We start from the raw sequence: 24398 nt of genomic DNA, 5'->3' as shown, positions 1-24398 counted from the left end.
ACGTAGGCAAAAGAAAGGCGACCCCACTGTCTGCGACCCCTTCGCTGCGCTACGGGGCAACCTGCGGTGCTCGCGTTTCGCGGGGTCTCGCAGAACTCGCTTCGCTCAAACAGCTGCGAGCCCTGATCCGCGAAACGCTCCGCTCCTCGGCGCAGCCAGAGGGGAGGGGAACCCACTCGGGCCTTTGCGTCGCTCGGCCCCGTGTGGCAAAGCCGCTGCGCGGCTGCGCCACCGCGCCGAGCGCAGCGATGGCGCGTTTGGTTTCCCAATCCCTTCTGGCTGCGCCGAGGAGCGCAGACGCAGGCGGGATCAGGGCCGCAGCTGTTTGAGCGAAGCGAGTTCTGCGGACCCCCGCCGGAGTCGAGCACCGCAGGTTGCCCGTAGCGAAGCGAAGGGACGCAGACAGCAGGGTCGCCTTTCTTTTGCCTACGTTTCTTTGGCGAAGCAAAGAAAAGTAGGTCGCCTGCCGGGGCGAGACCCGGCCCCGGAAAACAAACACCCAAAAACATCAAACCAACACCCACATCACAGTACCCAAAGGCGGCAAGCTGACAGACAAGGAGTCCGCTTTCCCATGCCAAGCAACAGGCTCGCTTTCGACAACCCCGTTTCCCACGCCACTCCCGCCATAAACAACCCCATCCGTATTGATGATCTCCCGATAAGAACCAGCAAGAGGAACCCCCAGCCGATACCCATGCCGAGGCACAGGCGTGAAGTTGCAGACAGCAATGACGAATGCTCCGTCACGAGCCCGCCGGATAAAAGCAAACACCGACTGATCCGCATCGTCATGCACGATCCACTCGAATCCGCCGCCGTCATGGTCGAGCTCGTGCAGCGCCGGAAAATGCCGGTACACGTTGTTCAGGTCGCGCACCAGCCGCCGCACGCCTTGGTGCGCCGCGTGCTCCAGCAGATGCCAGTCCAGGCTGCGGTCCGCGTTCCACTCGGCGTACTGCGCGAACTCGCCCCCCATGAACAACAGCTTCTTGCCGGGATACGCCCAGAGGTAGCCATACAGGTTGCGCAGCCCGGCAAACTTCTGCCACTCGTCTCCCGGCATGCGCCCGATCAGCGAGCCCTTGCCGTGCACCACCTCGTCGTGCGACAGCGGCAGCACGAAGTTCTCGCTGTGCGCATACATCAGCCCGAAGGTGATCTTCTGGTGGTGGTGCTTGCGGTAGACCGGGTCGGTGCCCGCATAGGCCAGGGTGTCGTTCATCCAGCCCATGTTCCACTTGTAGTGGAAGCCCAGGCCGCCGTCTTCGGGCGGGCGGGTCACGCCGGGGAAGCTGGTCGACTCTTCGGCCAGCGTCACCGCGCCGGGCCGCTCGACGCCCACCACGCGGTTCATGCGCCGCAGGAAGTCGATGGCCTCGAGGTTCTCGCGTCCGCCGAAGGTGTTGGGTATCCACTCGCCCGCCTTGCGGCTGTAGTCGCGGTAGAGCATCGAGGCCACCGCGTCCACGCGCAGGCCGTCCACGCCGTAGCGCTCCAGCCAGTAGAGGGCATTGCCGACGAGGTAGTTGCGCACCTCGGTGCGCGCGTAGTTGAAGATCAGCGTCTGCCAGTCGTTGTGGAAGCCCTCGCGCGGGTCGGCGTACTCATAAAGCGCGGTGCCGTCGAAGCGGCCCAGGCCGTGCGCGTCGGTCGGGAAGTGCGCGGGCACCCAGTCGAGGATCACGCCCAGCCCCGCCGCATGCGCGGCCTCGACGAAATGCCGGAAGTCGCCCGGCGTGCCGAAGCGCGAGGTCGGCGCGTACAGGCCGATCGGCTGGTAGCCCCAGGAGCCGTCGAACGGGTGCTCGCTGATCGGAAGCAGCTCGATGTGCGTGAAGCCCATGTCGCGCGCATAGGGCACCAGCGTGTCGGCCAGCTCGCGGTAGTCGAGCCACTCGTGGCCGTTGTTCTTGCGGCGCCACGAGCCCAGGTGCACTTCGTAGATGCTGACGGGCGCGTGGCGGCCGTTGGCCTCGGCGCGGCCCTCGGGCATCTTCACGGCGGCCGGCAGCGGCTGCACCACGCAGGCGGTGTCTGGCCGCAGCTGCGCCGAGAACGCGAACGGGTCGGCCTTGCGCAGCACTTCGCCGTGGGCCGAAAGAATCTCGAATTCGTAGGCATCGCCCACCGTCACGTGCGGCGCGAAGATCTCCCACACGCCGCACTCGCGGCGCAGCCGCATCATGTGGCGCCGGCCGTCCCAGTTGTTGAAGTTGCCGACCACCGACACGCGCCGCGCATTCGGCGCCCAGACCGCGAAGGCCACGCCCTTGACGCCGTTCATCTCGCGCAGGTGCGCGCCCAGCCGCTCCCACGGTCGCAGGTGCGTGCCCTCGGCCAGCAGCCAGACGTCGGTGTCGCCGAGCACGAACGGAAAGCGGTAGGGGTCCTCGAGCCGCGAGGTGTGGGCGTCCCAGTCGATCTGGAACGAATAGCCCATGCGGGCCTCGGCCGCCGGCACCAGCCCGCTGAAGAGGTCCGACTCGCCGTGGCGCGAAAGGATCGACAGCGGCCAGCCGGTGCGCGAATGCACCACCGCCACGCGCTGCGCGCCGGGCAGAAGCGCGCGCACCTCCAGGCCCTCGGCGGTCTCGTGCGGCCCCAGCACGGCGAACGGATCGCCATGTTCGGCGCGCATGAGCGCGTGGATTTCTGATTCGGACAACGGCTTCGGGGGCATGGCGGTCAGCTCATTCCTTCTTCGGCGGGCATGCCGATGAAGACGCCATAGGGCGCCAGCACCAGCATGCGCTTTTCGTTCACGGTCTGCACGGCGGAAGTCGGCGCGAGCGGTTGTCCGACGAGAGGCTGCACTGACTGCAACCGATCGGTCGAGGGCATCGACACCGGCGCGCTTCCCAGGTTGAAGATCGCGTGGAGCGATTGGTTCCCGTCGTTGCGCTCGAAATGCAGCAGGGGCTCGGGTGCGTCGATGAAGGCGATGCCGCCGGTGCGCAGCAGCGGCTGTGTGCGGCGCCAGCGCAGCAGGGCGCGGCTGAAGGCCAGCATCGAGCCCGGTTCGTCGGCCTGCCGCTCGACGGCCAGCGGCAGGTGCGGCCCGTACACCGGCAGCCAGGGCGTGCCGGTGGTGAAGCCGCCGTGCGGCGCGTCGGCGGTCCAGGGCATCGGCGTGCGGCAGCCGTCGCGGCCCTTGAACTCAGGCCAGAACGCCCGGCCGTAGGGGTCCTGCAGCAGCTCGAAGGGCACCTCGGCCTCGGGCAGGCCGAGTTCCTCGCCCTGGTAGATGCTGGCGCTGCCGCGCAGCGTGAGCAGCAGCGTCAGCCAGAGGCGGTCGCGGCGCGTGTCGGCGGGTGCGCCGCCGCTCCAGCGGGTGGCGACGCGCGGCACGTCATGGTTCGACACGGCCCAGCAGCCCCAGCCGCCGGTGGGCGCCAGCGCGCCGTCGAGCGCCTCCACCTGGTGGCGCAGGTGCCCGGGGCTGTGGTCGGCCGTGAGCAGGCTGAAGCTGTAGGCCAGGTGCAGGCGCCTGCCGCTCTCGGTGTATTGCGCCATGACGGGCGGTGCGTTCTCGTCGCCGACCTCGCCCAGCGCGACCGCGCCGTAGCCGTCGAGCAGCCGGCGCAGGTTTTCGAGGAACGCCAGGTTCTCGTGCTGGCTCTTGTCGTACAGGTGCTGCTGCATCGCATACGGGTTGTCGGCGCGAACCGTGCTGACTTCGTCGATCGACGCGGGCGAGGCCGGCGGGTTGTCGCGCAGCAGCGCGTCGTGGAACTGGTGGTTGCAGGCGTCGAAGCGGAAGCCGTCGACGCCGCGCTCGCACCAGAAGCGCACTTCGCCGAGCAAGGCCTCCTGCACCTCGGCGCAATGGAAGTTCAGGTCGGGCTGCTCGGCCAGAAAGCTGTGCAGGTAGTACTGCCGCCGCCGCGAATCCCACTGCCAGGCCGAGCCGCCGAACACCGACAGCCAGTTGGTGGGCGGCGTGCCGTCGGGCCGGGGGTCGGCCCACACGTACCAGTCGGCCTTGGGGTTGTCGCGCGAGCTGCGGCTTTCGGCGAACCAGGCGTGCTGGTCGGAGGTGTGCGAGAGCACCTGGTCGATGATGAGCTTCAGGCCCAGCGCATGCATGCGCGCGAGCATGGCGTCGAAGTCGGCCAGCGTGCCGAACAGCGGATCGACCGCGCGGTAGTCGGACACGTCGTAGCCGAAGTCCTTCATCGGCGAGCGGAAGAAGGGCGAGACCCAGACCGCATCGACGCCGAGCGCCGCCACGTGGTCGAGCCGGGCCGTGATGCCGGGCAGGTCGCCGATGCCGTCGCCGTTGCTGTCGCTGAAGCTGCGCGGATAGATCTGGTAGATCACCGCGCCGCGCCACCATTCGCTGCCGCCTTTGTCGCTGCTCTTGTCGCTGGTGCCCATGCCGGTCCCTGTGGTCGGAAAAATCATTGTGGCATGCGAGATTCGGGCCAGTGGCAAGCCCCGTGCGCGCCCCGGGCCGCCGCCCTTGCTACAGCCGCGCGAGCAGCCCGGCGACGGTTTCGTTCGCCAGGCCCAGCGGTTCGAGCAGGTCGTTCTCGCGGCGGAAGTCGATGCCGTTGACCAGCGAGGCCGCGTCCACGATGGTGCGGGTCGCGGGCGTGGGCACGCCGGCGATGGCGCCCAGTGCCTCGATGAAGGCCAGGCCGTAGGGCATGTCCTCGGTCACGTAGCGGGTGTCGGCCTGCACCGGGCCGGGCGGGCCGCCGCGCTTGGCGTGCAGTTCGGCGGCGATGTCCGCCAGCTTTTCCGACGTGGTGCCGAAGGAACGCGCGAAGTGCGCCTCGATGGGGCCGAGCTCGATGCCGAAGGCCCGCGCCACGGCGCGGCGCTCCTGGTCGAGCGCCTCGATTGCGCGCGACACGCCGGGCGTCATGCAGTGGTACTGCGGCCAGTTCTCGGCGCGCTCGATGCGGGTCCAGTTGAACACCGCGAGCGGACCGTGCGACTGCGGGTTGACGTTGGCCAGCGCGCTGGCGAGGGCGCTTTCCTGCGCGAAGAAGCCGTCGCCGAAGAGTGCGCTGCACAGGGCGACGGCCTCGTGCGCCTTCGCGCCGGGCAGGGCGGACACGCCGACCGCCTTGCGCCGCGTCATGACCTTGACCTGCGTGGCCGACGCCCGGCGCGCGGTCAGCACGGTCGTGCCGAAGCTGGCCACGGTGATCTGCCGGCCGGCTTGCCTGGCTGCCTCATGGAGATAGAGCGACGACAGCGAGGCCATCGAGCTGACGATCACCGTCTGGCTGTCGCGCAGGAAGGGCAGCAGCGCGTCCATCACCCGCCTGTGGCCGTTGACGGGCAGGGCGAGCAGCAGCACGTCCGACGCCGCGCAAAGGCCGGCCGCGTCGCCGGCGACCTCGACCGTCACCGAGAACGACTGGATGCCGCCGGCTTCCAGCGCCTGCGTCCGCAGGGCCTCCGCGCCCCGGCCGCCCGGCGACCACACGGTCACGCCGTGCCCCGCCTGCCGCAGCCACGCCGCGCTGGCCAGCGCGATCGCCCCTGCGCCGGCGATGCCGACGCGGTGTGCCGATTTATTCAACCTTGATCCCGCCCTGCTTGATGACCTTGGCCCAGCGCTGGCTGTCTTCCGTCACGACCTTGCCCAGCGCGGCCGGGCCGCCGCAGGTGTTGACGGCGCCCAGCTGGGCGAAGCGCTGCTTCGTCTCCGGCAGGTTGCACACCTCCATCAGCGCCGCCGACAGCTTCTCGATGCCTGACGCCGGCATGCGTGCCGGCGCCATCACGCCGACCCAGACCGGCACTTCCATGCCCGGCAGGCCGGTGGCCTCGCCGATGGTGGGCGCCGAGCCCATGCCGGGGAGGGACACGCGCGAGAAGGTGCCCAGCACGCGCGCCTTGCCGCTGGCCACCATGGGCTCGATCGAGGCCACGCTGGTCACGATGGTCGCCACCTGCCCGCCCAGCAGGTCGGTCATGGCGGGCGCCGCGCCCCGGTAGGGCACGTGCAGCAGGTCCACGCCGCCGGCCTGGGCCAGCAGCGCCCCGGTCAGGTGCGAGACGGTGCCGTTGCCGGTCGAGGCGTAGGTCACCTGGCCCGGCCTGGCCTTGGCGTCGCGCAGCACGTCGGCCACGGTCCTGTAGGGGCTTTCGGTGCGCACCGACAGCGTCATGGGCGTGTCGGCCACCAGGGCCACCGGCACCAGCTCGTGCGCCGGGTCGTAGGGCAGCCTGGCCTGCAGGTGGGGAGCGATCGTGACCGCGCCGCCCGTGGCCAGCAGCACCGTGGCGCCGTCGGTCGCCTTGGCCACCGCGTCGGCGGCCACGATGCCGCCGGCGCCGGCCTTGTTGTCGATGATGACCGGCTGGCCCAGCCTGTCGGTCAGCTTGGCGCCCAGGTAGCGGGCAATCACGTCCTGGGCGCCGCCGGTGGCGAAGGGCACGACGATGCGCAGGGGCTTGTCGTTGTGCTGTGCCCACAGCGGCGTGGCGGCGACTGCGGCGAAGCACAGGACAAGATGTTTCAAAAACAATTTCATGGCGAATTCCATCCCGTGGCGCACTGTTCGGGCTTCGTTATTCCGCGAAATGCCGTGGAGCCGGCTTCGGCGGGCCGCCGGCATTGCCCCCGGCAGGGGGAAGGAGAAGCGACACGAAGTGCGCGAAGCCTGGGGACGAGTCTAGTCCGGCGCGATAATCCCGCGTTCCCGGCCGCCTTGCGCCGGGCTCTTGCCGAACCGCCATGAATCCCAGCTACAAACCCAGCGACGTCGAGTCCGCTGCCCAGGCGCAATGGAGCGCCGCCGATGCCTACCGCGTCACCGAGGACGCGAGCCGCAAGAAGTACTACGCCTGCTCGATGCTGCCGTATCCCAGCGGCAAGCTGCACATGGGCCACGTGCGCAACTACACCATCAACGACATGCTCACGCGCTACCTGCGCATGAGCGGCTACAACGTGCTGATGCCCATGGGCTGGGACGCCTTCGGCCTGCCGGCCGAGAACGCGGCGCTGAAGAACGGCGTGCCGCCGGCCAAGTGGACCTACGAGAACATCGCCTACATGAAGGGCCAGCTCCAGGCCATGGGCCTGGCCATCGACTGGAGCCGCGAGATCGCCACCTGCGACCCGAGCTACTACAAGTGGAACCAGTGGCTGTTCCTGAAGATGCTCGAAAAGGGCATTGCCTACCGCAAGACCCAGGTCGTGAACTGGGACCCGGTCGACCAGACCGTGCTGGCCAACGAGCAGGTGATCGACGGCAAGGGCTGGCGCACCGGCGCCACGGTCGAGCGCCGCGAGATCCCGGGCTACTACCTGAAGATCAGCGACTACGCCGAGGAACTGCTCGAGCACACCCAGCACAAGCTGCCGGGCTGGCCCGAGCGCGTCAAGCTGATGCAGGAGAACTGGATCGGCAAGAGCGAAGGCCTGCGCTTCGCCTTCACCCATGACATCAAGGGTGCCGACGGCAAGCTGATCCAGGACGGCCGCATGTACGTGTTCACCACGCGCGCCGACACCATCATGGGCGTGACCTTCTGCGCCGTGGCGCCCGAGCATCCGCTGGCCGCGCACGCCGCCACGCTCGACCCCAAGGTCGCGGCCTTCATCGAGGAGTGCAAGAGCGGCGGCACCACCGAGGCCGAGCTCGCCACGCAGGAGAAAAAGGGCGTGCCCACCGGCCTCACGGTGACGCACCCGATCACCGACGAGCAGGTGCCGGTGTGGGTCGGCAACTACGTGCTGATCGGCTACGGCGACGGCGCCGTGATGGGCGTGCCCGCGCACGACGAGCGCGACTTCGCCTTCGCCAACAAGTACGGCATCGAGATCATCCAGGTGGTGCTGGTCGACGACGAGCCGCACTTCGACTATCACAAGTGGCAGGACTGGTACGGCGACAAGCAGCGCGGCGTGACCATCAACTCCGACAACTTCAGCGGCATGAGCTACAAGGAGGCCGTGGCCGCCGTGGCGCATGCGCTGGGCCAGAAGGGCCTGGGCGAGCTGCAGACCACCTGGCGCCTGCGCGACTGGGGCGTGAGCCGCCAGCGCTACTGGGGCACGCCGATCCCGATCATCCATTGCGAAGAACACGGCGCGGTGCCGGTGCCCGAGAAGGACCTGCCCGTGGTGCTTCCGACCGACTGCGTGCCGGACGGCTCGGGCAACCCGCTGCACAAGCACGAAGGCTTCCATGCCGGCGTGGTCTGCCCCGTCTGCGGCAAGCCCGCGCGGCGCGAGACCGACACCATGGACACCTTCGTCGACTCGTCGTGGTACTTCATGCGCTACTGCGACCCGAAGAACGACGAAGCCATGGTGGCCGGTGGCGCCGACTACTGGATGCCGATGGACCAGTACATCGGCGGCATCGAGCACGCCATTCTTCACCTGCTGTATGCGCGTTTCTGGACCAAGGTGATGCGCGACCTCGGCCTGCTGAAGGCCGACGAGCCCTTCAGCAAGCTGCTGACGCAGGGCATGGTGCTCAACCACATCTTCTACAAGCGCAACGAGAAGGGCGGCAAGGACTACTTCCCGCCCGCCGAGGTCACGACCGTGCTCGACGCGCAGGGCCGCATCATCGGCGGCACCACTGCAGACGGCACGAAGGTCGAGTACGGCGGCGTCGGCAAGATGGGCAAGAGCGAACGCAACGGCGTCGACCCGCAGGACCTGATCGAGAAGTACGGCGCCGACACCGCGCGCCTGTACACCATGTTCACCGCGCCGCCCGAAGCCACGCTGGAGTGGAACGACGCGGCCGTCGAGGGCAGCTACCGCTTCCTGCGCCGGGTGTGGAACTTCGGCGCGGCGCAGGCCGACGTCGCTCCCGCCGCGCTGGCCGGCCAGACCTTCGGCAAGGGCGCCCAGGCGCTGCGCCGCGAAGTGCACACCGTGCTGCGCCAGATCGACTACGACTACCAGCGCATGCAATACAACACGGTGGTGTCGGGCGCGATGAAGCTGCTCAACGCGCTGGAAGGCTTCAAGCCCGACGGCAGCGCGGGCGACGCCGCCGCGGTGCGCGAGGGCTTCGGCATCCTGCTGCGCTGCCTGTACCCGGCCACGCCGCACATCGCGCAGCAGCTGTGGAACGAACTCGGCTACGACAAGGACCTGGGCGGCCTGCTCGACGCGCCCTGGCCCACGGTCGACGTCGGCGCGCTGGTGCAGGACGAGATCGAGCTCATGCTGCAGGTCAACGGCAAGCTGCGCGGCAAGCTCAGCGTGCCGGCCGGCGCCTCGAAGGACGAGATCGAGAAGCTCGCGCTGGCCTGCGACGACTTCGTCAACTTCGCCGAAGGCGCGCCACCCAAGCGCGTGATCGTGGTTCCCGGCCGCCTGGTCAACGTGGTTCTCTGAACGAACGACTCAAGCATGAACAATCGCAATGTCTCGCTGCCGCGCCGCGGCCTTCTCCTCGGACTGGCGGCGGCCGGCGCCTCGCTCGGCCTGGCCGGCTGCGGCTTCGAGCTGCGCAAGGCGCCGGTGTTTGCGTTCAAGACGCTGTCGGTGTCGGGCAACACGGCCATGATCAACCAGATCCGGCGCGAGCTGCGGGCCACCGGTTCGGTGACCGTGCTGCCGCCGGAAGACGCGTCCAAGGCCGACGTGATCCTGGAGATCCTGGGCGAGGACCGCAACCGCATCGTGATCTCGACCAATTCGGCGGGCCTGGTGCGGGAGCTGCAGTTGCAGCTGCGCATCCGCTTCCGGCTGCGCACTCCCGGCGGCAAGGACCTGATTCCGGCCGCCGATGTCTCGCAGACGCGCGACCTGAGCTTCAACGAGACCAACGCGCTGGCCAAGGAAGGCGAAGCCGACCTGCTGTTCCGCGACATGCAGTCGGACATCGCGCAGCAGCTGATGCGCCGCATCGCCGCGGTCAAGTCGCTGTAATCCGTCGATGCAACTCGCCAGCGCCTCGCTCGGGGCCCATCTGCAGAAGGGCCTGAAGCCGCTCTACACGATCCACGGCGACGAGCCGCTGCTCGCGCAGGAAGCGGCCGACGCCATCCGCGCCGCCGCGCGCGCGCAGGGCTACACCGAGCGCAGCTCGTACACCGTGGCCGGCGCGCACTTCGACTGGAGCGCGGTGCTCGCGGCCGGCGGCTCGCTCTCGCTGTTCGCCGACAAGCAGATCGTGGAGATCCGCATTCCGTCGGGCAAGCCCGGCAAGGACGGCAGCGCGGCGCTGCAGCAGCTGGCCGAGTCGGCGCCCGGCAACGACAGCACGCTCACGCTGGTGATGCTTCCGCGGCTGGACAAGGCCACGCGCACCGGCGCCTGGTTCTCGGCGCTGGAGAACAACGGCGCGAGCATCCAGGTCGACCCGATCGAGCGCAATGCGCTGCCGCAGTGGATCGCGCAGCGACTGGGCCAGCAGGGCCAGCGCGTGATGCCCGGCGACGAAGGCCAGCGCACGCTGCAGTTCTTTGCCGACCGCGTCGAGGGCAACCTGCTCGCGGCGCACCAGGAAATCCAGAAGCTCGCGCTGCTTCACCCGGCGGGCGAACTCAGCTGGGAACAGGTGGAGGGCGCAGTCAACAACGTGGCGCGCTACGACGTGTTCAAGCTGTCCGAAGCCGTGCTGGCCGGCAACCCGCAGCGCGTGGCGCGCATGCTCGACGGCCTGCAGGCCGAGGGCGAGGCCGAGGTGCTGGTGCACTACACGATCGCCGAGGACATCCGCGCACTCAAGCGCGTGAAGGACGCCATGGCCTCGGGCCGTCCGCTGCCGATGGCGCTGCGCGAGAACCGCATCTGGGGTCCGCGCGAGCGTGCCTTCGAGCGCGTGCTGCCCCGGCTGGACGACCGCATGCTGACCCGCCTGCTGCGCGCCGCGCACGTGGTCGACGGCATCGTGAAGGGCCTGAAGCAGCCCGACTGGCCCGCCAGCGGCTGGCAGGCGCTGCAGCGGCTGGCGCTGATGCTGTGCCGCGCCTGCAGCAGCGCGGCGGCAGGCCCCAGGCGCGCTTGACTGGCTTGATCCGCGCCTGATCCGAGGATGGCTCCAGCCATCAAAAAGCCCGCCGCAGCCCGGCCGCGGATCGGCGTGGGAAAATAGGGGCATGAACGCGTTCAACGTCAGCGAGCACATGCAGACCCTGGGTCTGCAAGCCAAAGCCGCTGCATTCCTCATGGCCCGTGCGGATGCAGCTACCAAAAACATAGCACTGAAGGCGCTGGCCCGGCGCCTGCGCGAAGCCGGCCCGGTGCTGGCCACGGCCAACCAGAAAGACCTGGAGCGCGCCACGGCCGCCGGCCTCTCGGCGCCGATGGTCGACCGCCTCAAGCTCACGCCCAAGGTCATCGAGACCGTCGCCCAGGGCTCCGAGCAACTGGCCGGCATGGCCGACGTGATCGGCGAAATCATCGGCATGAAGCAGCAGCCCAGCGGCATCCGCGTGGGCCAGATGCGCGTGCCGATCGGCGTCTTCGGCATGATCTACGAGAGCCGGCCCAACGTGACCATCGAGGCCGCGAGCCTGGCCATCAAGAGCGGCAACGCGGCCATCCTGCGCGGCGGCTCGGAAGCCATCGAATCGAACAAGGCGCTGGCGCTGCTGGTGTCCGAGGCGCTGGCCGAAGCCGGCCTGCCGGTCGAGGCGGTGCAACTGGTGCAGACCACCGACCGCGAAGCCGTCGGCCAGCTGATCGCCATGCCGGAGTTCGTGGACGTGATCATCCCGCGCGGCGGCAAGGGTCTGATCGAGCGCATCAGCCGCGACGCCAAGGTGCCGGTCATCAAGCACCTGGACGGCAACTGCCACGTGTACGTGGACGACACGGCCGAGTTCGACATGGCGCTGCGCATCGTCGACAACGCCAAGACCCAGAAGTACAGCCCCTGCAACGCCGCCGAAGGCCTGCTGGTGTCGGCCACGGTCGCCGAAGACTTCCTGCCCGAGATCGCCGCCATCTTCGCGGCCAAGGGCGTGGAAATGCGTTGCGACCCGGAGGCCGCCCGCATCCTGCGCGCCGACGGCGCCATCGATCCGCAGGCCAGGGTGGTCGATGCAGTGGAGTCGGACTGGTCCGAGGAATACCTGGCCGCCGTGATCAGCATCAAGGTGGTGGCCGGCGTGGACGAGGCCATCGCCCACATCAACCGCTATTCGAGCCATCACACCGACGCCATCGTCACGCGCGACCATGTGCATGCGCAGCGCTTCCTGCGCGAGGTCGACTCGGCCAGCGTCATGGTCAATGCGAGCACCCGCTTCGCGGACGGGTTCGAGTTCGGGCTGGGTGCCGAAATCGGCATCAGCACCGACAAGTTCCACGCCCGCGGACCGGTCGGCATCGAAGGACTGACCTCGCTCAAGTACGTCGTGCTCGGGCAGGGCGAAGTCCGGAGTTGAGAAGCCGTGGAGAGCGGATCGGCTGAGGCAAGTCCGCTTTCTCCCGTCTTGTCATTGGGGCGGCCATCCCCAAATCCTACAATTCCGCTCTACCTTTAAGCACAAAACCAACAAGGCCGCCGCATGGTTCCGCATCTCGTCACCGCCCTGACCGGCCCGATCAACGAACTGGAGCAGCGGGTGCTCGACTCGATGCCCGCCATCGAGCGCTGGTTCAGGCTCGAATGGATGGAACACACGCCGCCGTTCTACAGCGCCGTGGACATCCGCAACGCCGGCTTCAAGCTCGCCCCGGTCGACACCAACCTGTTCCCCGGCGGCTGGAACAACCTCACCAAGGAAATGCTGCCGCTGGCCGTGCAGGCGGCGCAGGCAGCCATTGAGAAGATCTGTCCGGAGGCGCGCAACCTGCTCGTCATTCCGGAAAATCACTCCAAGAACACGTTTTATCTAGCCAACGTCGCGCAACTGGTGCGCATCTTCCACATGGCGGGACTCAACGTGCGCGTCGGGTCGATCGACCCGGCCATCAAGTCGCCCAAGAAGATCGAACTGCCCGGCGGCGACGTCGTCACACTGGAGCCGGTGGTGCGCACCAAGCGCCGCCTGGGGCTGAAGAACTTCGATCCCTGCACAATTCTGCTCAACAACGAGCTTTCCGCGGGAACGCCCGGCATCCTCGAGGATCTGCACGAGCAGTACCTGTTGCCGCCGCTGCACGCGGGCTGGTCGGTGCGTCGCAAGAGCAACCACCTGCACAGCTACGAAGAGCTGTCCAAGCGCTTCGGCAAGCTGCTGGGCATCGACCCATGGCTCATCAACCCGATTTATGCGCGCGCCGAGGGCGTCGACGTGGCCGAGGGCCGCGGCATCGACGTTCTGACCAGCCACGTGGACGCGGTGCTGACCAAGGTGCGCCGCAAATACAAGGAATACGGCATCAACGAGAAGCCGTTCGTGGTGGTCAAGGGCGGCCACAGCGACAGCGGCAGCCCGGGCGTGGTGACGGTGCGAGACGTGAAAGACGTCGAGGCGCTGATCGGCAAGCCGCGCGGCGCGTCGGCCGCCAAGGCCGCCAACAGCCGGGAAGCACGCGAGTTGCGCGAGCTGCGCGAACCCACCGAGCTTATCGTCCAGGAAGGCGTGCTCACCAACGAGCGCGTGCACAACGGCGTGGCCGAACCGGTCGTCTACATGATGGACCGCTACGTGGTCGGCGGCTTCTACCGCGTGCATGCCGAGCAGGCGCCCGACGAAAACCTCAAGCTGCCGGGCGCGAGCTTCGTGCCGCTGGCCTTCTCCGAGAGCGCACATCTGCCGCAGCCCGGCGCCAAGCCCGGCGCCAGTGCGCCGAACCGCTTCTACATGTACGGCGTCGTCGGCCGGCTGGCCATGGTGGCCGCCAGCTACGAGATGGAAGCCACCAACCCGGACGCCGAAATCTACGAATGATTGCGGGGGCCGGCTTGCGGCGGCGGCGGGCGGCGGCAAAATAGCGGCCCCACATCAACGGAACCCAAAGGGCGGAGGGGATGCATGGCGCGGAATCCGCCGCCATCGCTCCCCCGCGTGTCTGACACGTCGATTGATACAGCCAGCCCTTTTCCCATCGACTTCGTGTCAGCCCCCAAAACCATCTCCGCCGGCCTGATCGTCGGCGCCATCGGCGTCGTCTACGGCGACATCGGCACCAGCGTCCTGTATGCCGTCAAGGAAGTCTTCGGCCACGGCCACGTGCCGTTCACGGTCGAGAACGTCTACGGCATCCTGTCGATGTTCTTCTGGACGCTCACCGTCATCGTCTCCATCAAGTACGTGGTGCTGGTGCTGCGCGCCGACAATGAAGGCGAGGGCGGGCTGGTCGCGATGCTCGCGCTGGCCTCGCGCGCGGTGGCGGACAAGCCCAGGCTGCGCCATCTTCTGCTGGTGGTGGGCATCTTCGGCACATCGCTGTTCTATGGCGACGGGGTCATCACGCCGGCCATCTCCGTGCTGTCGGCCGTGGAAGGCCTGGAAGTGGTGTCGCCGCACTTCACGCACTACGTCATTCCGCTGACGCTGGTCGTGCTGTTCTGCCTGTTCGTGGTGCAGAAGCGCGGCACGGCGGGCATCGGCAAGTTCTTCGGGCCGGTCACGCTGGTGTGGTTCCTGTCGATCGCGGTGCTGGGCGTGTCGCAGATCGTGCACCACCCTGAAATCCTCAAGGCGCTGAACCCGTTCTACGCGCTCAAGTTCATCTGGGACAACCCCGGCACCAGCTTCATCCTGCTGGGCGCCACCGTGCTGTGCGTGACCGGTGCCGAGGCGCTCTATGCCGACCTGGGCCACTTCGGCAAGAGCCCGATCCGCATCGCGTGGTTCTCGGTGGTGATGCCGGCGCTCACGCTCAACTACTTCGGCCAGGGCGCGCTGCTGCTGGAGAACCCCGAGGCGGTGAAGAACCCGTTCTTCATGATGGCACCCGAATGGGCGCTCATTCCGCTGGTGCTGCTGGCCACGCTGGCCACGGTGATCGCGTCGCAGGCGCTCATCACCGGTGCCTTCAGCGTCACGCGCCAGGTCATCCAGCTGGGCTACCTGCCGCGCCTGAACATCGAGCACACCAGCGTGCGCACGGCCGGGCAGATCTACATTCCGCTGGTCAACTGGGGCCTGTTCGTGGCCATCGTGCTGGCGGTGGTCATGTTCCGCTCGTCGAGCAGCCTGGCCGCGGCCTACGGCATTGCCGTGACCACCGACATGCTGATCACCACGGTGCTGACCTTCTTCGTGATCCGCTATGCATGGAAGCTGCCGCTGCTGCTGTGCATCGGCTCGACGGCGGTGTTCTTCTTCGTCGACTTCATGTTCTTCGCCTCGAACCTGCTCAAGCTGTTCGAAGGCGGCTGGTTCCCGCTGATGATCGGCGGCTTCGTCTTCACGCTGATGATCACCTGGAAGGAAGGCCGCCGCCTCATGGGCGAGGCGCAGCATGCCGACGCCATCGACCTGAAGTCCTTCCTCGACTCGGTGTTCGTGAGCCCGCCGGTGCGCGTGGACGGCACGGCGGTGTTCCTCACGGCCGAGCCGGGCGTGGTGCCCAATGCGCTGCTGCACAACCTCAAGCACAACAAGGTGCTGCACGAGCAGAACATGTTCGTCACGGTGCGCAACCACGAGGTGCCCTGGATCCCCATGGACAAGCGCATCGAGATCGAGCCGCTGGGCCACCACTGCTGGCAGATCATCGTGCACTACGGTTTCAAGAACGACATCGACCTGCCGCGCGCGCTCGAGAACGCGCGCATGCGCGGCTGCCAGCTGGAGGCGATGACGACCAGCTACTTCCTGTCGCGCGACGTGGTGATTCCCACGCTCGGCAGCGGCATGGCGCCGTGGCGCGAGAAGCTGTTCGCGCAGATGCACCACAACGCGAGCGGAGCGGCGGCGTTCCTGGGACTACCGAACAACGCGGTGGTGGAGCTGGGCTCGAAGATCGAGATCTGAGGCCTGGCGGAGCGCCTCAGGCGAACTCCCCCGGCCGTTCCTTCGCAATCTGTTCCGCGTGCGAGGCGATCGCGCCCGGCGTGGTGAACCAGATGTCGCCCCGGTCGCGCGCACGCGCCAGATAAGCGAGCGCGGTGCGCAAATGCCGCAGCCGGTAGGGCTGGCCCACGATGTACGGATGCAGCGCCAGGCCCATCACCAGCGGCTGCGTGCGCGACTGTTCGAGCATTTCCTCGAAGTTGTCGATCACCATCGCGCTGAAGTCCTTCGCGTCCATCAGGCGGCCGACGATCATCGGGATGTCGTTGAGCTCCTGGGGATACGGCACCGACCACAGCGAGCCTTCTCCACCGCGCGTGCGCATGCGCAGAGGCTGGTCGTCGTGGCACCAGTTGAGCGTGTAGCGGTAGCCGGTCTCGGCCAGCAGGTCGGGCGTCACGGCGCTTTCCGAGATCCATGGCGAGAGCCACCCGGCCGGCGCCTGCCCGCTCTCGCGCAGCATGCGTTCGCGGCAGCGCTGAAGCAGCGCGCGCTCGTGCGCCTCGTCGAGCACGCCCTGGCGTTCGGCGTTGCTGTGGCCGTGGCCGATCAGTTCGTCGCCGCGCGCCACCAGCGCCTGGACCAGTTCGGGGCAGTGGTCGTACAGCGCGGTGTTGACGAGCGCGCCCGTGGGCAGCGCGAGCGCGTCGAACAGATCGAGGCAGCGCCATGCGCCGACGCGGTTGCCGTACTCGCGCCAGCCGTGGTTGAGCACGTCGGGCTGCGGCGAAGCCGGGCCGATGCATGCGCCCAGCCCGTCGCCGAAGGCGAAGTGCTCGACATTGAAGCCGATGTACACCGCCAGCCGCGCGCCGTTCGGCCACACGTAGCCGGGCCGCCGCGTGATGGGCAGGTAGTCGAAGCGGTCGTGCGTGGGGAGCCGGTCGGGCCAGCGCGTCGTCATGCCGGCGGCCTCGTCACAGCACGGCGAGGCCGGCGCGCACCAGCAGCCATTCGGCGCTGTCGTTCCACACGTCCATCTGCACGATCAGGCCGTGGCGCACCACGTAGCGGTCGACGTACCGATTGCCGTCGAACGCCGTGCCGTCGGGCCATGCGCCGTAGAGCGTGCCGAGGCTGTAGACCACCGTTTCCTCGGGCGTGCCGCCGGCCACCGTCTCGGTGCGCTCGATCTTCTTCTTGACCCACGCATAGCGCTTCGCATTGAAGGCCGAGGTGTCGCCGGGTGCCTGCATCGGCCGGTTGCCGGTGAAGCGGATGCGGATGTCCGGTGCGGTGAAGCGCGAGGCCGACTGGGGGTCGGGAATCATCACCAGGCGAAGGAACTCGTCCACCACGGCGGCGGGGTCGAGCGCGGGATGGTGCTGCTGCGAAACGGATGCTTCCACGGGGTTCTCCAATCTTGCTGGGCCATGGCGGTGCACGGCGGGATGTCGCAAGCGGGTTCGTGCAAGTCCCGTGCCCGATGGTTGACATTGTGTCGCTCAGATTGTTGACAATCTGGCGCTGACGGCTCCCGGCACAATCGCGCGATGCGATTGCTCCAGCCCGGCCGCGCGCATGGAGAAAAAGCCCCGGCCGGCAAGGACATCGCCGCTTCCGGCAACATCGCGCCCCGATACCCGGCGGCGCCCGCCGTTCGTGGCACCGCAAGAAAGAACGCCTGATGAAAAACATCCTCTTCGTCGCCGACCCGCTCGATCATTTCAAGATCTACAAGGACACCACCTTCTCGATGATGCGCGAGGCCCAGCGCCGCGGCCACCGCATCGCCGCCTGCCTGCCGCAGGACATCCAGTGGAAGTCGGGCGGTTTCGTCACCGCCACGGTGCAGCAGATCACGCTGACGGGCGACGCGAAGGACTGGTACCGCGTCGACATCACCGAGTCGAAGGCGCTGAAGGACTTCGACGCGGTGCTGATGCGCAAGGACCCGCCCTTCGACGCCGAGTACATCTACGCGACGCACCTGCTGGAGCAGGCCGAGCGCGAGGGCGGCCGGGTGGTCAACTCGCCGCGCGCGCTGCGCGACCACCCGGAAAAGCTCGCGATCATGGAGTTTCCGCAGTTCGTCACGCCCACGCTGGTCACGCGCAGCGCGCAGGCAGTGCGCGACTTCCACGCGGAGCACGGCGACATCATCCTGAAGCCGCTCGACGGCATGGGCGGCATGGGCATCTTCCGCGTGAAGCAGGACGCGCTGAACCTCGGCTCCATCGTCGAGACGCTCAACAAGGACGGCGCCGAGACCATCATGGTGCAGCGCTTCGTGCCCGAGGTCGTCCAGGGCGACAAGCGCATCCTGATCATCGCGGGCGAGCCGGCTCCCTTCGTGCTGGCGCGCATTCCGCAAGGCACCGAGGTGCGCGGCAACCTTGCGGCCGGCGGCAAGGGCGTGGCGCAGCCGCTGACCGCGCGCAACCGCGAGATCGCGGAAACCATCGGCCGTGTGCTCGCGCCGCGCGGGCTGCTGCTGATCGGGCTCGACGTGATCGGCGATTCGGTCACCGAAATCAACGTGACCAGCCCGACCTGCTTCCAGGAAATCACCGAGCAGACCGGCTTCGACGTGCCGGCGATGTTCATCGATGCGCTGGAAGCGACCCTGCAGCCGCAGGGCCGCTGAGCTCCAGCGTCAGAAGTCGATGGTGCCGCTCAGCGAGAAGGTGCGCGGCGCGCCCAGCACCAGGTAGTTGCTGCCCTGCGTACCGCCCACCGAGGCCCAGTACGACTTGTTGAACAGGTTGTCGATGCGCGCACGCAGCGTGAGCGCACGGCCGTTGCCCAGGTCGACCAGGTAGCGCGCGCCGATGTCGAAGCGCGTCCACGACGGCACCGACTGGGTGTTGGCGGCGTTGGCGTATTGCTTCGAGGTGTAGAGCACGCGGGCGTTCAGCGACAGGTTGCGCAGGCCCGGCACGTCCCATTCGGCGCCCAGGTTGGCTTGCTGCTTGGCCACGCCGATGGCCGTCAGGCCGTCGGTGGCGCCGCCTTGCGTGTTCTTCTGCTTGGCGTCCAGCAGCGTCAGGCCGCCGAGCAGGCGCAGGCCCTTGGCCGGTTGACCGAACACCGAGAACTCCAGGCCCTGGTTGCGCTGCTTGCCGTACAGGCCGTAGGTCTGGCCGGCGTAGTAGTAAGTCGGCTGGTCGGTGGTGAAGAACGCGGCGCTGGCGCCGAGCGTGCCGCCGTCGTACTTGACGCCGATCTCCTTCTGCTTGGCCTGGTACGGCGCGAAGATTTCGCCGGCATTGGTGACGGGGCGGTTGTTCACCGTGGTGCCCGCCACGTTGCCCTTGACGAGGCCTTCGATGTAGTTGGCGTAGGCCGAGACGGTCGGCGTGATCTTGAACACGACGCCGGCCACCGGGGTGGTCTTGCTCTTGTCGTAGTCGCTGGTCTGCTTGAGCGTGTTGTAGGCGTAGCTCGTCTGCTTGATGGTCTGGCGGCGCGCGCCGAGGGTGACGAGCAGGCGGTCGTCCATGAACGCCATGGTGTCGGCGACGGCCACGCTCGATGTTTCGATGCGGTCGGTCAGGCGCGGGTCGTCGAGCGTGTTGCCCACGAAAGCACCGTTGGCGACCGGGTAGGGCGACGCGTACGGCGTGTAGATGTTGTTGCGCACGCTCTGCGCCGAGATGGCGTAGGCGTTGTCGCGGTCGTTGCTGTACTTGGCGGCCGAGGCCACCAGCGTGTGCTTCACCGGGCCGGTGGTGAAGTTGCCGCGCACGCCGATTTCGCCGGTGCCGATGCGGTCTTCGCGGGTGTTGCTGAAGCGCGTGTTGCTGGTGTTGCCGAAGGCGTCGGTGAGCGTCGGGTTCGACAGCACGTTGTCTTCGCTGCTGCGGCGCACGCCGCCGGCGGCCCAGGCGGTGATGTTGTCGGTGATGTCGACTTCGCCGCGGAAGGTGGCGAACTTGTCCTTTTCCTTCGAATAGGTCCAGGGCTGGGCGAAGTTGGTGCGGGCGTCGGGCGCGCGCGGGATCGGCAGCGTGGACGAGGGCGTCAGGCTCGGGCGGCCGTCTTTCAGGTCGTAGTCCTGGTAGCCGAAGTCGGCCGACAGGCGCACGTTGCGGTTGTGCCAGTCGAGGCCGACGCCGAAGGCGCTGAGCTGCTGGCTTTCCTTGTTCACGCCGGTGCCGCCTTCGCGGCGCACCGCGTTCACGCGCACGCCCAGGCTGTCGTCGGGACCGAAGCGGCGGGCCAGGTCGAGATTGACGAAGCCCTGGCCGCCGCTCTGCACGCCGAAGCCGACACGCGTGAGCGCTTCGTTGGGCGCGCGCTTGGGCAGCAGGTTGATCGCGCCGCCGATGCCGCTGCCGCCGGGGGCCGCGCCGTTCAGGAAGGTGTTGGCGCCGCGGAAGACTTCCACGCGCTCGAAGAATTCGGAGGCGATGTACTGGCGCGGCAGCATGCCGTAGAGGCCGTTGTACGACACGTCGTCCGAGTACACGGGGAAGCCGCGCACCACGTACAGCTCCTGGAAGTTGCCGAAGCCGCGCGCCTGGCGCACCGACGGGTCGTTCAGCAGCACGTCGGCCACGCTCTTGGCCTGCTGGTCCTGGATCAGCTCGTTGGTGTAGTTGGTGCTGGAGAAGGGCGTGCTCATCATGTCCTGGGTGCCCAGGATGCCGACGCGCCCGCCGCGTGCCACCTGGCCGCCGGCATAGGGCTTGGCCAGGCCCTCGGCCGATGCGTCGGCGCTGGCTTCCACGTTCACCGTGGCCAGCGTGCCGCTCGACGCCGTTGCGGCGGCCGGTTCGGCCGCGTTGTTCTGGGCCAGTGCCGCCACGGCATGGAGCGCGAGCAGCGTTGCGGCCACGACAGGCCGAAGATGGAAATGAGATGCGGGCATGGACGGTTCGAAAGATGCAAATGAGAACAGTTATTGTTCTCGCACTTTCGTCCGTCCGCTGATACTTTATTGCACTGTTGCGAAAATGTGTCAGTAGAAAGGTTGCAACCTCGGCTTCAGTACCCCGAAAGCCGTCCGTCCACGAACACATGAAGCTCGCCGGGCGCGAACTGCGTCCAGGTTTCGTTGGTCGTGAGCGGCGCCGTCACCACCACCGCCACGCGGTCGCTGGGCGTGGTGTGCTGCGCGAAGTCGATCGCCAGGTCTTCGTCGGAGAGCTGCGCGGTGACGAACGGATGCTGCCGCTCCACGTACCAGAGGTTGGTCGACGCGTGGGCCCACAGCGCCTGCCCGTTGGACAGCATGAAGTTGAAGGTGCCGTGGCTCGCCAGTTGCGGCGCCAGTTCGCGCAGCGTGAGCGTCAGCTCCTCGATGCTCGGCACTCCCGCGTGCGACTTGGCCAGCTCCTGCATGATCCAGCAGAAGGCATGCTCGCTGTCGGTATTGCCCACCGGGTGGAAGTTGCCGTGCAGGCGCGGGCGGAATTCCTTCAGGTCGCCGTTATGGGCGAACACCCAGTAGCGCCCCCACAGCTCGCGCACGAACGGGTGGCAGTTCTGCAGGTTGACCTCGCCCTGCGTCGCCTTGCGGATGTGCGCGATGACGTTGCGGCTCTGGATGGGATAGCGCCGGATCAGCTCGGCCACCGGCGATTCGCACGCCGGCTGGTGGTCCACGAAGTGGCGCAGCCCGCGGTCCTCGAAGAACGCGATGCCCCAGCCGTCGGCGTGGTGATCGGTGCGGCCGCCGCGCTGCGCGAACCCCGTGAAGCTGAAGGTCACGTCGGTCGGCGTGTTGCAGTTCATCCCTAGCAATTGACACATGCCCGCAATTAGACCGCGATTCGCGCGGCCGGGCGTCCGCTAGCGCAGGAACTTGCCTTCCTTCGTCACCCGCACCATCTCGATGAAGCGCGAGCCGGTGTTGCTGGCGCCGGTGAAATCGATATCCATGTTGTTCACCCGCAGCTTCATCGCCTTGAGCGTGGCATGCAGCCTGGCGCGCGTCAGGTCGCGCCCGGTGCGGCGCAGCGCCTCGATCATCACCAGCGCGTTCACGTAGCCTTCGTAGCTCAGATAGCCCACGTCGACCTTGGCGCGCTCGGCGAGCTGCCGATACTCTCTTGCGCCGGCGTCCACCTCGCTCCACGGGTAGGGCACGATCTGCGAGATGGCCAGCCCGCTGGTCTTGTCGCCCACCAGCCGCGCCGTGACGTCGCCCGGCACGATCGACATGCCATAGAACATCTGGCGCCCGCCCGCGGCCCAGGCGCTCTTCATCACCTCGCCGCCGATGCCGCCGCCCAGGTACATGATGACCGCCTGCGCCTTGCTGTCCGCCAGCGCCTTGCCCGAGGCCTCGTTGGCCGAGCCGTCGCCCTTCACCGGCACGGCGGCCACGGGCTTGAGCTGCAGCGTGGCGAGCGCGGCCTCGACCAGCCTGGCCACTTCGGCGCCGCCGGGGTTGTCGAGGTAGGCCACCGCGATCCGCGAGACGCCGATGGTCGTCAGGTGCTGAACCAGCGCCTGCGCCTCGCGCGCGAAGGTGGCGCGCACGAAGTAGCCGGAGCCCGCGACCTTCTCGCGCGCCGAATCCGACACCGCATAGCCGGCGACCATCGGCGCGCCGCTCTGGTTCAGCAACTTGGCCGCCGCCGCGGTGGTGCCCGAGCCCACGCAGCCGAAGAAGGCGAAGGCGCGGTGCTCGGCGAGCAGCTTCTCGTAGTTGGCCACCGCCTTCTCGGGCACCAGCTCGTCGTCGAGCGACACCAGCCGGATCTTGCGACCCGACAGGCCGCCCTGCGCATTCACCGCGTCGAAAGCCAGTCCCGCGCCGGCCACCACGACCTTGATCGGCGCCCCGAGCGGCCCGCTCAGGATGCCGGTGAGGCCGAGCACGATTTCGGTGTCCGCCACGCCGCTTTCGGCGGCCTGGGCGGAAGCCATGAGCCCGAGCGCGGGCACGGCGACGGCCGCCGCCGAAGCGGCAATGAAATTTCTGCGATGCATGGGAATGGGGCTCGCTGGCGAGTTCGATACAACTGATAACAATTGAAATCGAAAGCCCCGTCTTCCGCCGCCGGGGTTTACCCAGGCTTGCGCACAGTCTCCGCCGGCCCCTGCCGCAGCTGCCAGGCCGCGCAGATCGCCAGCGCGCACAGCCCCGCGAGCATCGCGAACACCTCGTCGAAGGCGGCCAGCCGCGCCGGGCTGCTCATCGGGTTGGCGAGCGAATCGCCGTGCGCCGCCAGCCGCCACTCGAGCACGATGGCGCACAGGCTCACGCCGGCCGCGCCGCCCAGCATGCGCACGAAGTTGATGGCGCTGGCGCCCTGCGGAATCAGCGGCTTGGCCAGCGGCCGCATCGAGCCCAGGTTGAGCGAGGGCAGGATGAAACCCAGCCCGATGCGCCCGATGATCGCGAACGCCACCAGCAGCCACAGCGCGCTGTCCAGCCGCAGCACCATCATCAGCGCGAACGACGCGGCCAGCAGCGCCAGCCCGATGGTCACCAGCACCCAGGTCGGATGCCTGTCGGCCAGCCGGCCCACGCCGGCGATGGTCAGCGCCAGCACGATGCCCGCCGGCAGCAGGATGGTGCCCACGTGCGAGGCCGACAGGTGCAGCCCGACCTGCATGTAAACCGGCAGCAGGTAGGTCGAGCCGAACAGCGCCGTGCCGTAGATGAACGCCACCACGCTGCCCATCGCGAACTGCCGGTACTGGAACAGCGCCAGGTTCATCAGCGGTGTGCCGCCCGAAGCCGCCAGCCGCCGCTGCCACCACACGAAGGCGCCGAACGCCGCCAGCGCGCCGGCCAGCAGCAGCCCTGCCTGCAGGGGCGAATCGCCGCGCAGCGCCACCAGCCCGTTGAGCAGGCACAGCGTGCCGATGGTGCCCAGCGCCAGCCCGCGCCCGTCGAGCCCGCCGCCGCGCACCGCCGCCACGCCGCCGGGCGCCGTGGTCGGCACGAACTTGTAGGCCAGCCAGAGCGAGGCCAGGCAGAACGGCACCACCATGAAGAAGATCGAGCGCCAGCCGAACAGGTCGACCAGCACACCGCCGATGCTCGGCCCGATGGCCGGCGCCAGCACCACGCCCATGCCGAAGATGCCGCTCGCGCGCCCCTGCTCGTGCGGCTCGAAGGCGCGCAGGATGATGATGGCCGGAATCGGCTGCACCACCCCCGCCGCCAGCCCTTCGGCCACGCGCGCGAACAGCACCAGCGAGAAGTCGTTGGCCACGCCGCCCACGATGCCGCCCAGCAGGAGCAGCACCATCGTGCCGACATAGGTGCGCCGGTAGCCGTAGCGCGACAGCAGCCACGGCGTGGTGAGCATCGAGACCGTCATCGCCACCATGAAGCCCGAGCTCACCCACTGCGCGCGCTCCTGCCCGAGCGAAAAGTGATGGCTCATGCCCGGAATGGCCACGTTGACGATGGTCGAGGACATGATCGACGCCATCGTCCCCACCATGACCGACAGCAGGAGGTACCAGCGATAGCGTTCGCCATAGCGCTGGCGCAGCGTGCCGATGGAGGGCGGGGCCGGCGTGCTCGCGGCTTCTTCGGGTGTCTGTGGGGAGGTCATGGGGCGGCGGAATGTCTCGGGGTCCGTCGTCCTACAAGCATATCGGTGTTTGCGCGATGGGGGCCGTGCGCGCGG

Annotated in this window: 18 protein-coding genes; 8 read left to right on the top strand and 10 right to left on the bottom strand. The window is 68.1% G+C overall.

Features of this window, described 5'->3' with window-relative positions; translation table 11 throughout:
• Positions 1-508: 508 nt before the first annotated feature.
• The 4 genes from glgB to QRN67_RS08900 form a co-directional block, all read right to left on the bottom strand.
• Positions 509-2683 carry a 1,4-alpha-glucan branching protein GlgB gene (gene glgB / locus QRN67_RS08915; protein WP_285411516.1) on the bottom strand — a complete coding sequence of 725 codons (2175 nt, stop codon included), beginning with the start codon at positions 2681-2683 and terminating at the stop codon, positions 509-511.
• A 5-nt stretch (positions 2684-2688) separates the two neighbouring features.
• The gene (locus tag QRN67_RS08910) at positions 2689-4380 is read right to left on the bottom strand and encodes an alpha-amylase family glycosyl hydrolase (protein ID WP_285411515.1); all 1692 of its coding nucleotides are present in this window, start codon (positions 4378-4380) and stop codon (positions 2689-2691) included.
• Between the two features lie 88 nt (positions 4381-4468).
• Entirely contained in the window at positions 4469-5539 is a 1071-nt protein-coding gene (locus QRN67_RS08905) for an NAD/NADP octopine/nopaline dehydrogenase family protein (RefSeq protein WP_285411514.1), read from the bottom strand.
• Positions 5532-6497, bottom strand: a complete 966-nt coding sequence (locus tag QRN67_RS08900; protein WP_285411513.1) for a Bug family tripartite tricarboxylate transporter substrate binding protein — start codon at positions 6495-6497, stop codon at positions 5532-5534. Before QRN67_RS08900 ends, QRN67_RS08905 begins: the two co-directional genes overlap by 8 nt.
• A 203-nt stretch (positions 6498-6700) precedes the next feature.
• Here QRN67_RS08900 and leuS point away from each other — a divergent pair, with 203 nt between their 5' ends.
• The 6 genes from leuS (at position 6701) to QRN67_RS08870 (ending at position 15819) form a co-directional block, all read left to right on the top strand.
• Positions 6701-9331, top strand: a complete 2631-nt coding sequence (leuS, locus tag QRN67_RS08895; RefSeq protein ID WP_081270089.1) for a leucine--tRNA ligase — start codon at positions 6701-6703, stop codon at positions 9329-9331.
• 15 nt (positions 9332-9346) lie between these two features.
• Positions 9347-9868 carry an LPS-assembly lipoprotein LptE gene (locus tag QRN67_RS08890; RefSeq protein WP_081270088.1) on the top strand — a complete coding sequence of 174 codons (522 nt, stop codon included), beginning with the start codon at positions 9347-9349 and terminating at the stop codon, positions 9866-9868.
• Between the two features lie 7 nt (positions 9869-9875).
• Positions 9876-10949 (top strand): DNA polymerase III subunit delta, encoded by a 1074-nt coding sequence (gene holA / locus QRN67_RS08885; RefSeq protein WP_081270087.1) that lies wholly within the window; start codon positions 9876-9878, stop codon positions 10947-10949.
• Positions 10950-11040: 91 nt separating this feature from the next.
• Positions 11041-12333: a glutamate-5-semialdehyde dehydrogenase gene (locus QRN67_RS08880; RefSeq protein ID WP_285411512.1), complete on the top strand. Its 1293-nt coding sequence runs from the start codon at positions 11041-11043 to the stop codon at positions 12331-12333.
• A gap of 123 nt (positions 12334-12456) precedes the next feature.
• Complete coding sequence (gshA, locus tag QRN67_RS08875; RefSeq protein WP_106935969.1) at positions 12457-13785, top strand: glutamate--cysteine ligase; 1329 nt, start codon at positions 12457-12459, stop codon at positions 13783-13785.
• Positions 13786-13950: 165 nt separating this feature from the next.
• Entirely contained in the window at positions 13951-15819 is a 1869-nt protein-coding gene (locus tag QRN67_RS08870) for a potassium transporter Kup (RefSeq protein WP_081270084.1), read from the top strand.
• A gap of 16 nt (positions 15820-15835) precedes the next feature.
• Here the strand turns inward: QRN67_RS08870 and QRN67_RS08865 are convergent, their stop codons facing one another.
• On the bottom strand, positions 15836-16762 hold the full coding sequence (locus QRN67_RS08865; protein ID WP_285411511.1) for a polysaccharide deacetylase family protein: 927 nt from the start codon (positions 16760-16762) through the stop codon (positions 15836-15838).
• 13 nt (positions 16763-16775) lie between these two features.
• A complete protein-coding gene (locus tag QRN67_RS08860; protein ID WP_503010886.1) occupies positions 16776-17129 on the bottom strand; it encodes a nuclear transport factor 2 family protein in 354 nt (117 codons plus the stop codon).
• Between the two features lie 222 nt (positions 17130-17351).
• Between QRN67_RS08860 and QRN67_RS08855 the strand changes: the two genes are divergently transcribed.
• Together QRN67_RS08855 and gshB are read left to right on the top strand one after the other, a co-directional pair.
• Positions 17352-17486: a hypothetical protein gene (locus tag QRN67_RS08855; RefSeq protein ID WP_285411509.1), complete on the top strand. Its 135-nt coding sequence runs from the start codon at positions 17352-17354 to the stop codon at positions 17484-17486.
• Positions 17486-18445, top strand: coding sequence for a glutathione synthase (gene gshB, locus QRN67_RS08850; protein ID WP_081270082.1), 960 nt, complete (start codon positions 17486-17488; stop codon positions 18443-18445). Before QRN67_RS08855 ends, gshB begins: the two co-directional genes overlap by 1 nt.
• A 9-nt stretch (positions 18446-18454) precedes the next feature.
• On the opposite strand, the gene QRN67_RS08845 is transcribed toward gshB, so the two are convergent.
• The 4 genes from QRN67_RS08845 to QRN67_RS08830 form a co-directional block, all read right to left on the bottom strand.
• Positions 18455-20671 (bottom strand): TonB-dependent receptor, encoded by a 2217-nt coding sequence (locus QRN67_RS08845; protein ID WP_285411508.1) that lies wholly within the window; start codon positions 20669-20671, stop codon positions 18455-18457.
• A gap of 116 nt (positions 20672-20787) precedes the next feature.
• Positions 20788-21555, bottom strand: a complete 768-nt coding sequence (locus QRN67_RS08840; protein WP_081270080.1) for a class II glutamine amidotransferase — start codon at positions 21553-21555, stop codon at positions 20788-20790.
• Between the two features lie 39 nt (positions 21556-21594).
• The gene (locus QRN67_RS08835; protein WP_285411507.1) at positions 21595-22740 is read right to left on the bottom strand and encodes an ABC transporter substrate-binding protein; all 1146 of its coding nucleotides are present in this window, start codon (positions 22738-22740) and stop codon (positions 21595-21597) included.
• Positions 22741-22817: 77 nt separating this feature from the next.
• Positions 22818-24323, bottom strand: a complete 1506-nt coding sequence (locus tag QRN67_RS08830) for an MFS transporter (RefSeq protein WP_081270078.1) — start codon at positions 24321-24323, stop codon at positions 22818-22820.
• Between the last annotated feature and the right edge of the window lie 75 nt (positions 24324-24398).

The organism is Variovorax sp. efr-133-TYG-130 (assembly GCF_030208835.1).
Taxonomy (GTDB): Bacteria; Pseudomonadota; Gammaproteobacteria; order Burkholderiales; family Burkholderiaceae_C; genus Variovorax.
Note: the sequence above shows the minus strand (reverse complement) of the source record. Positions and strands in the feature narration are given on the sequence as shown.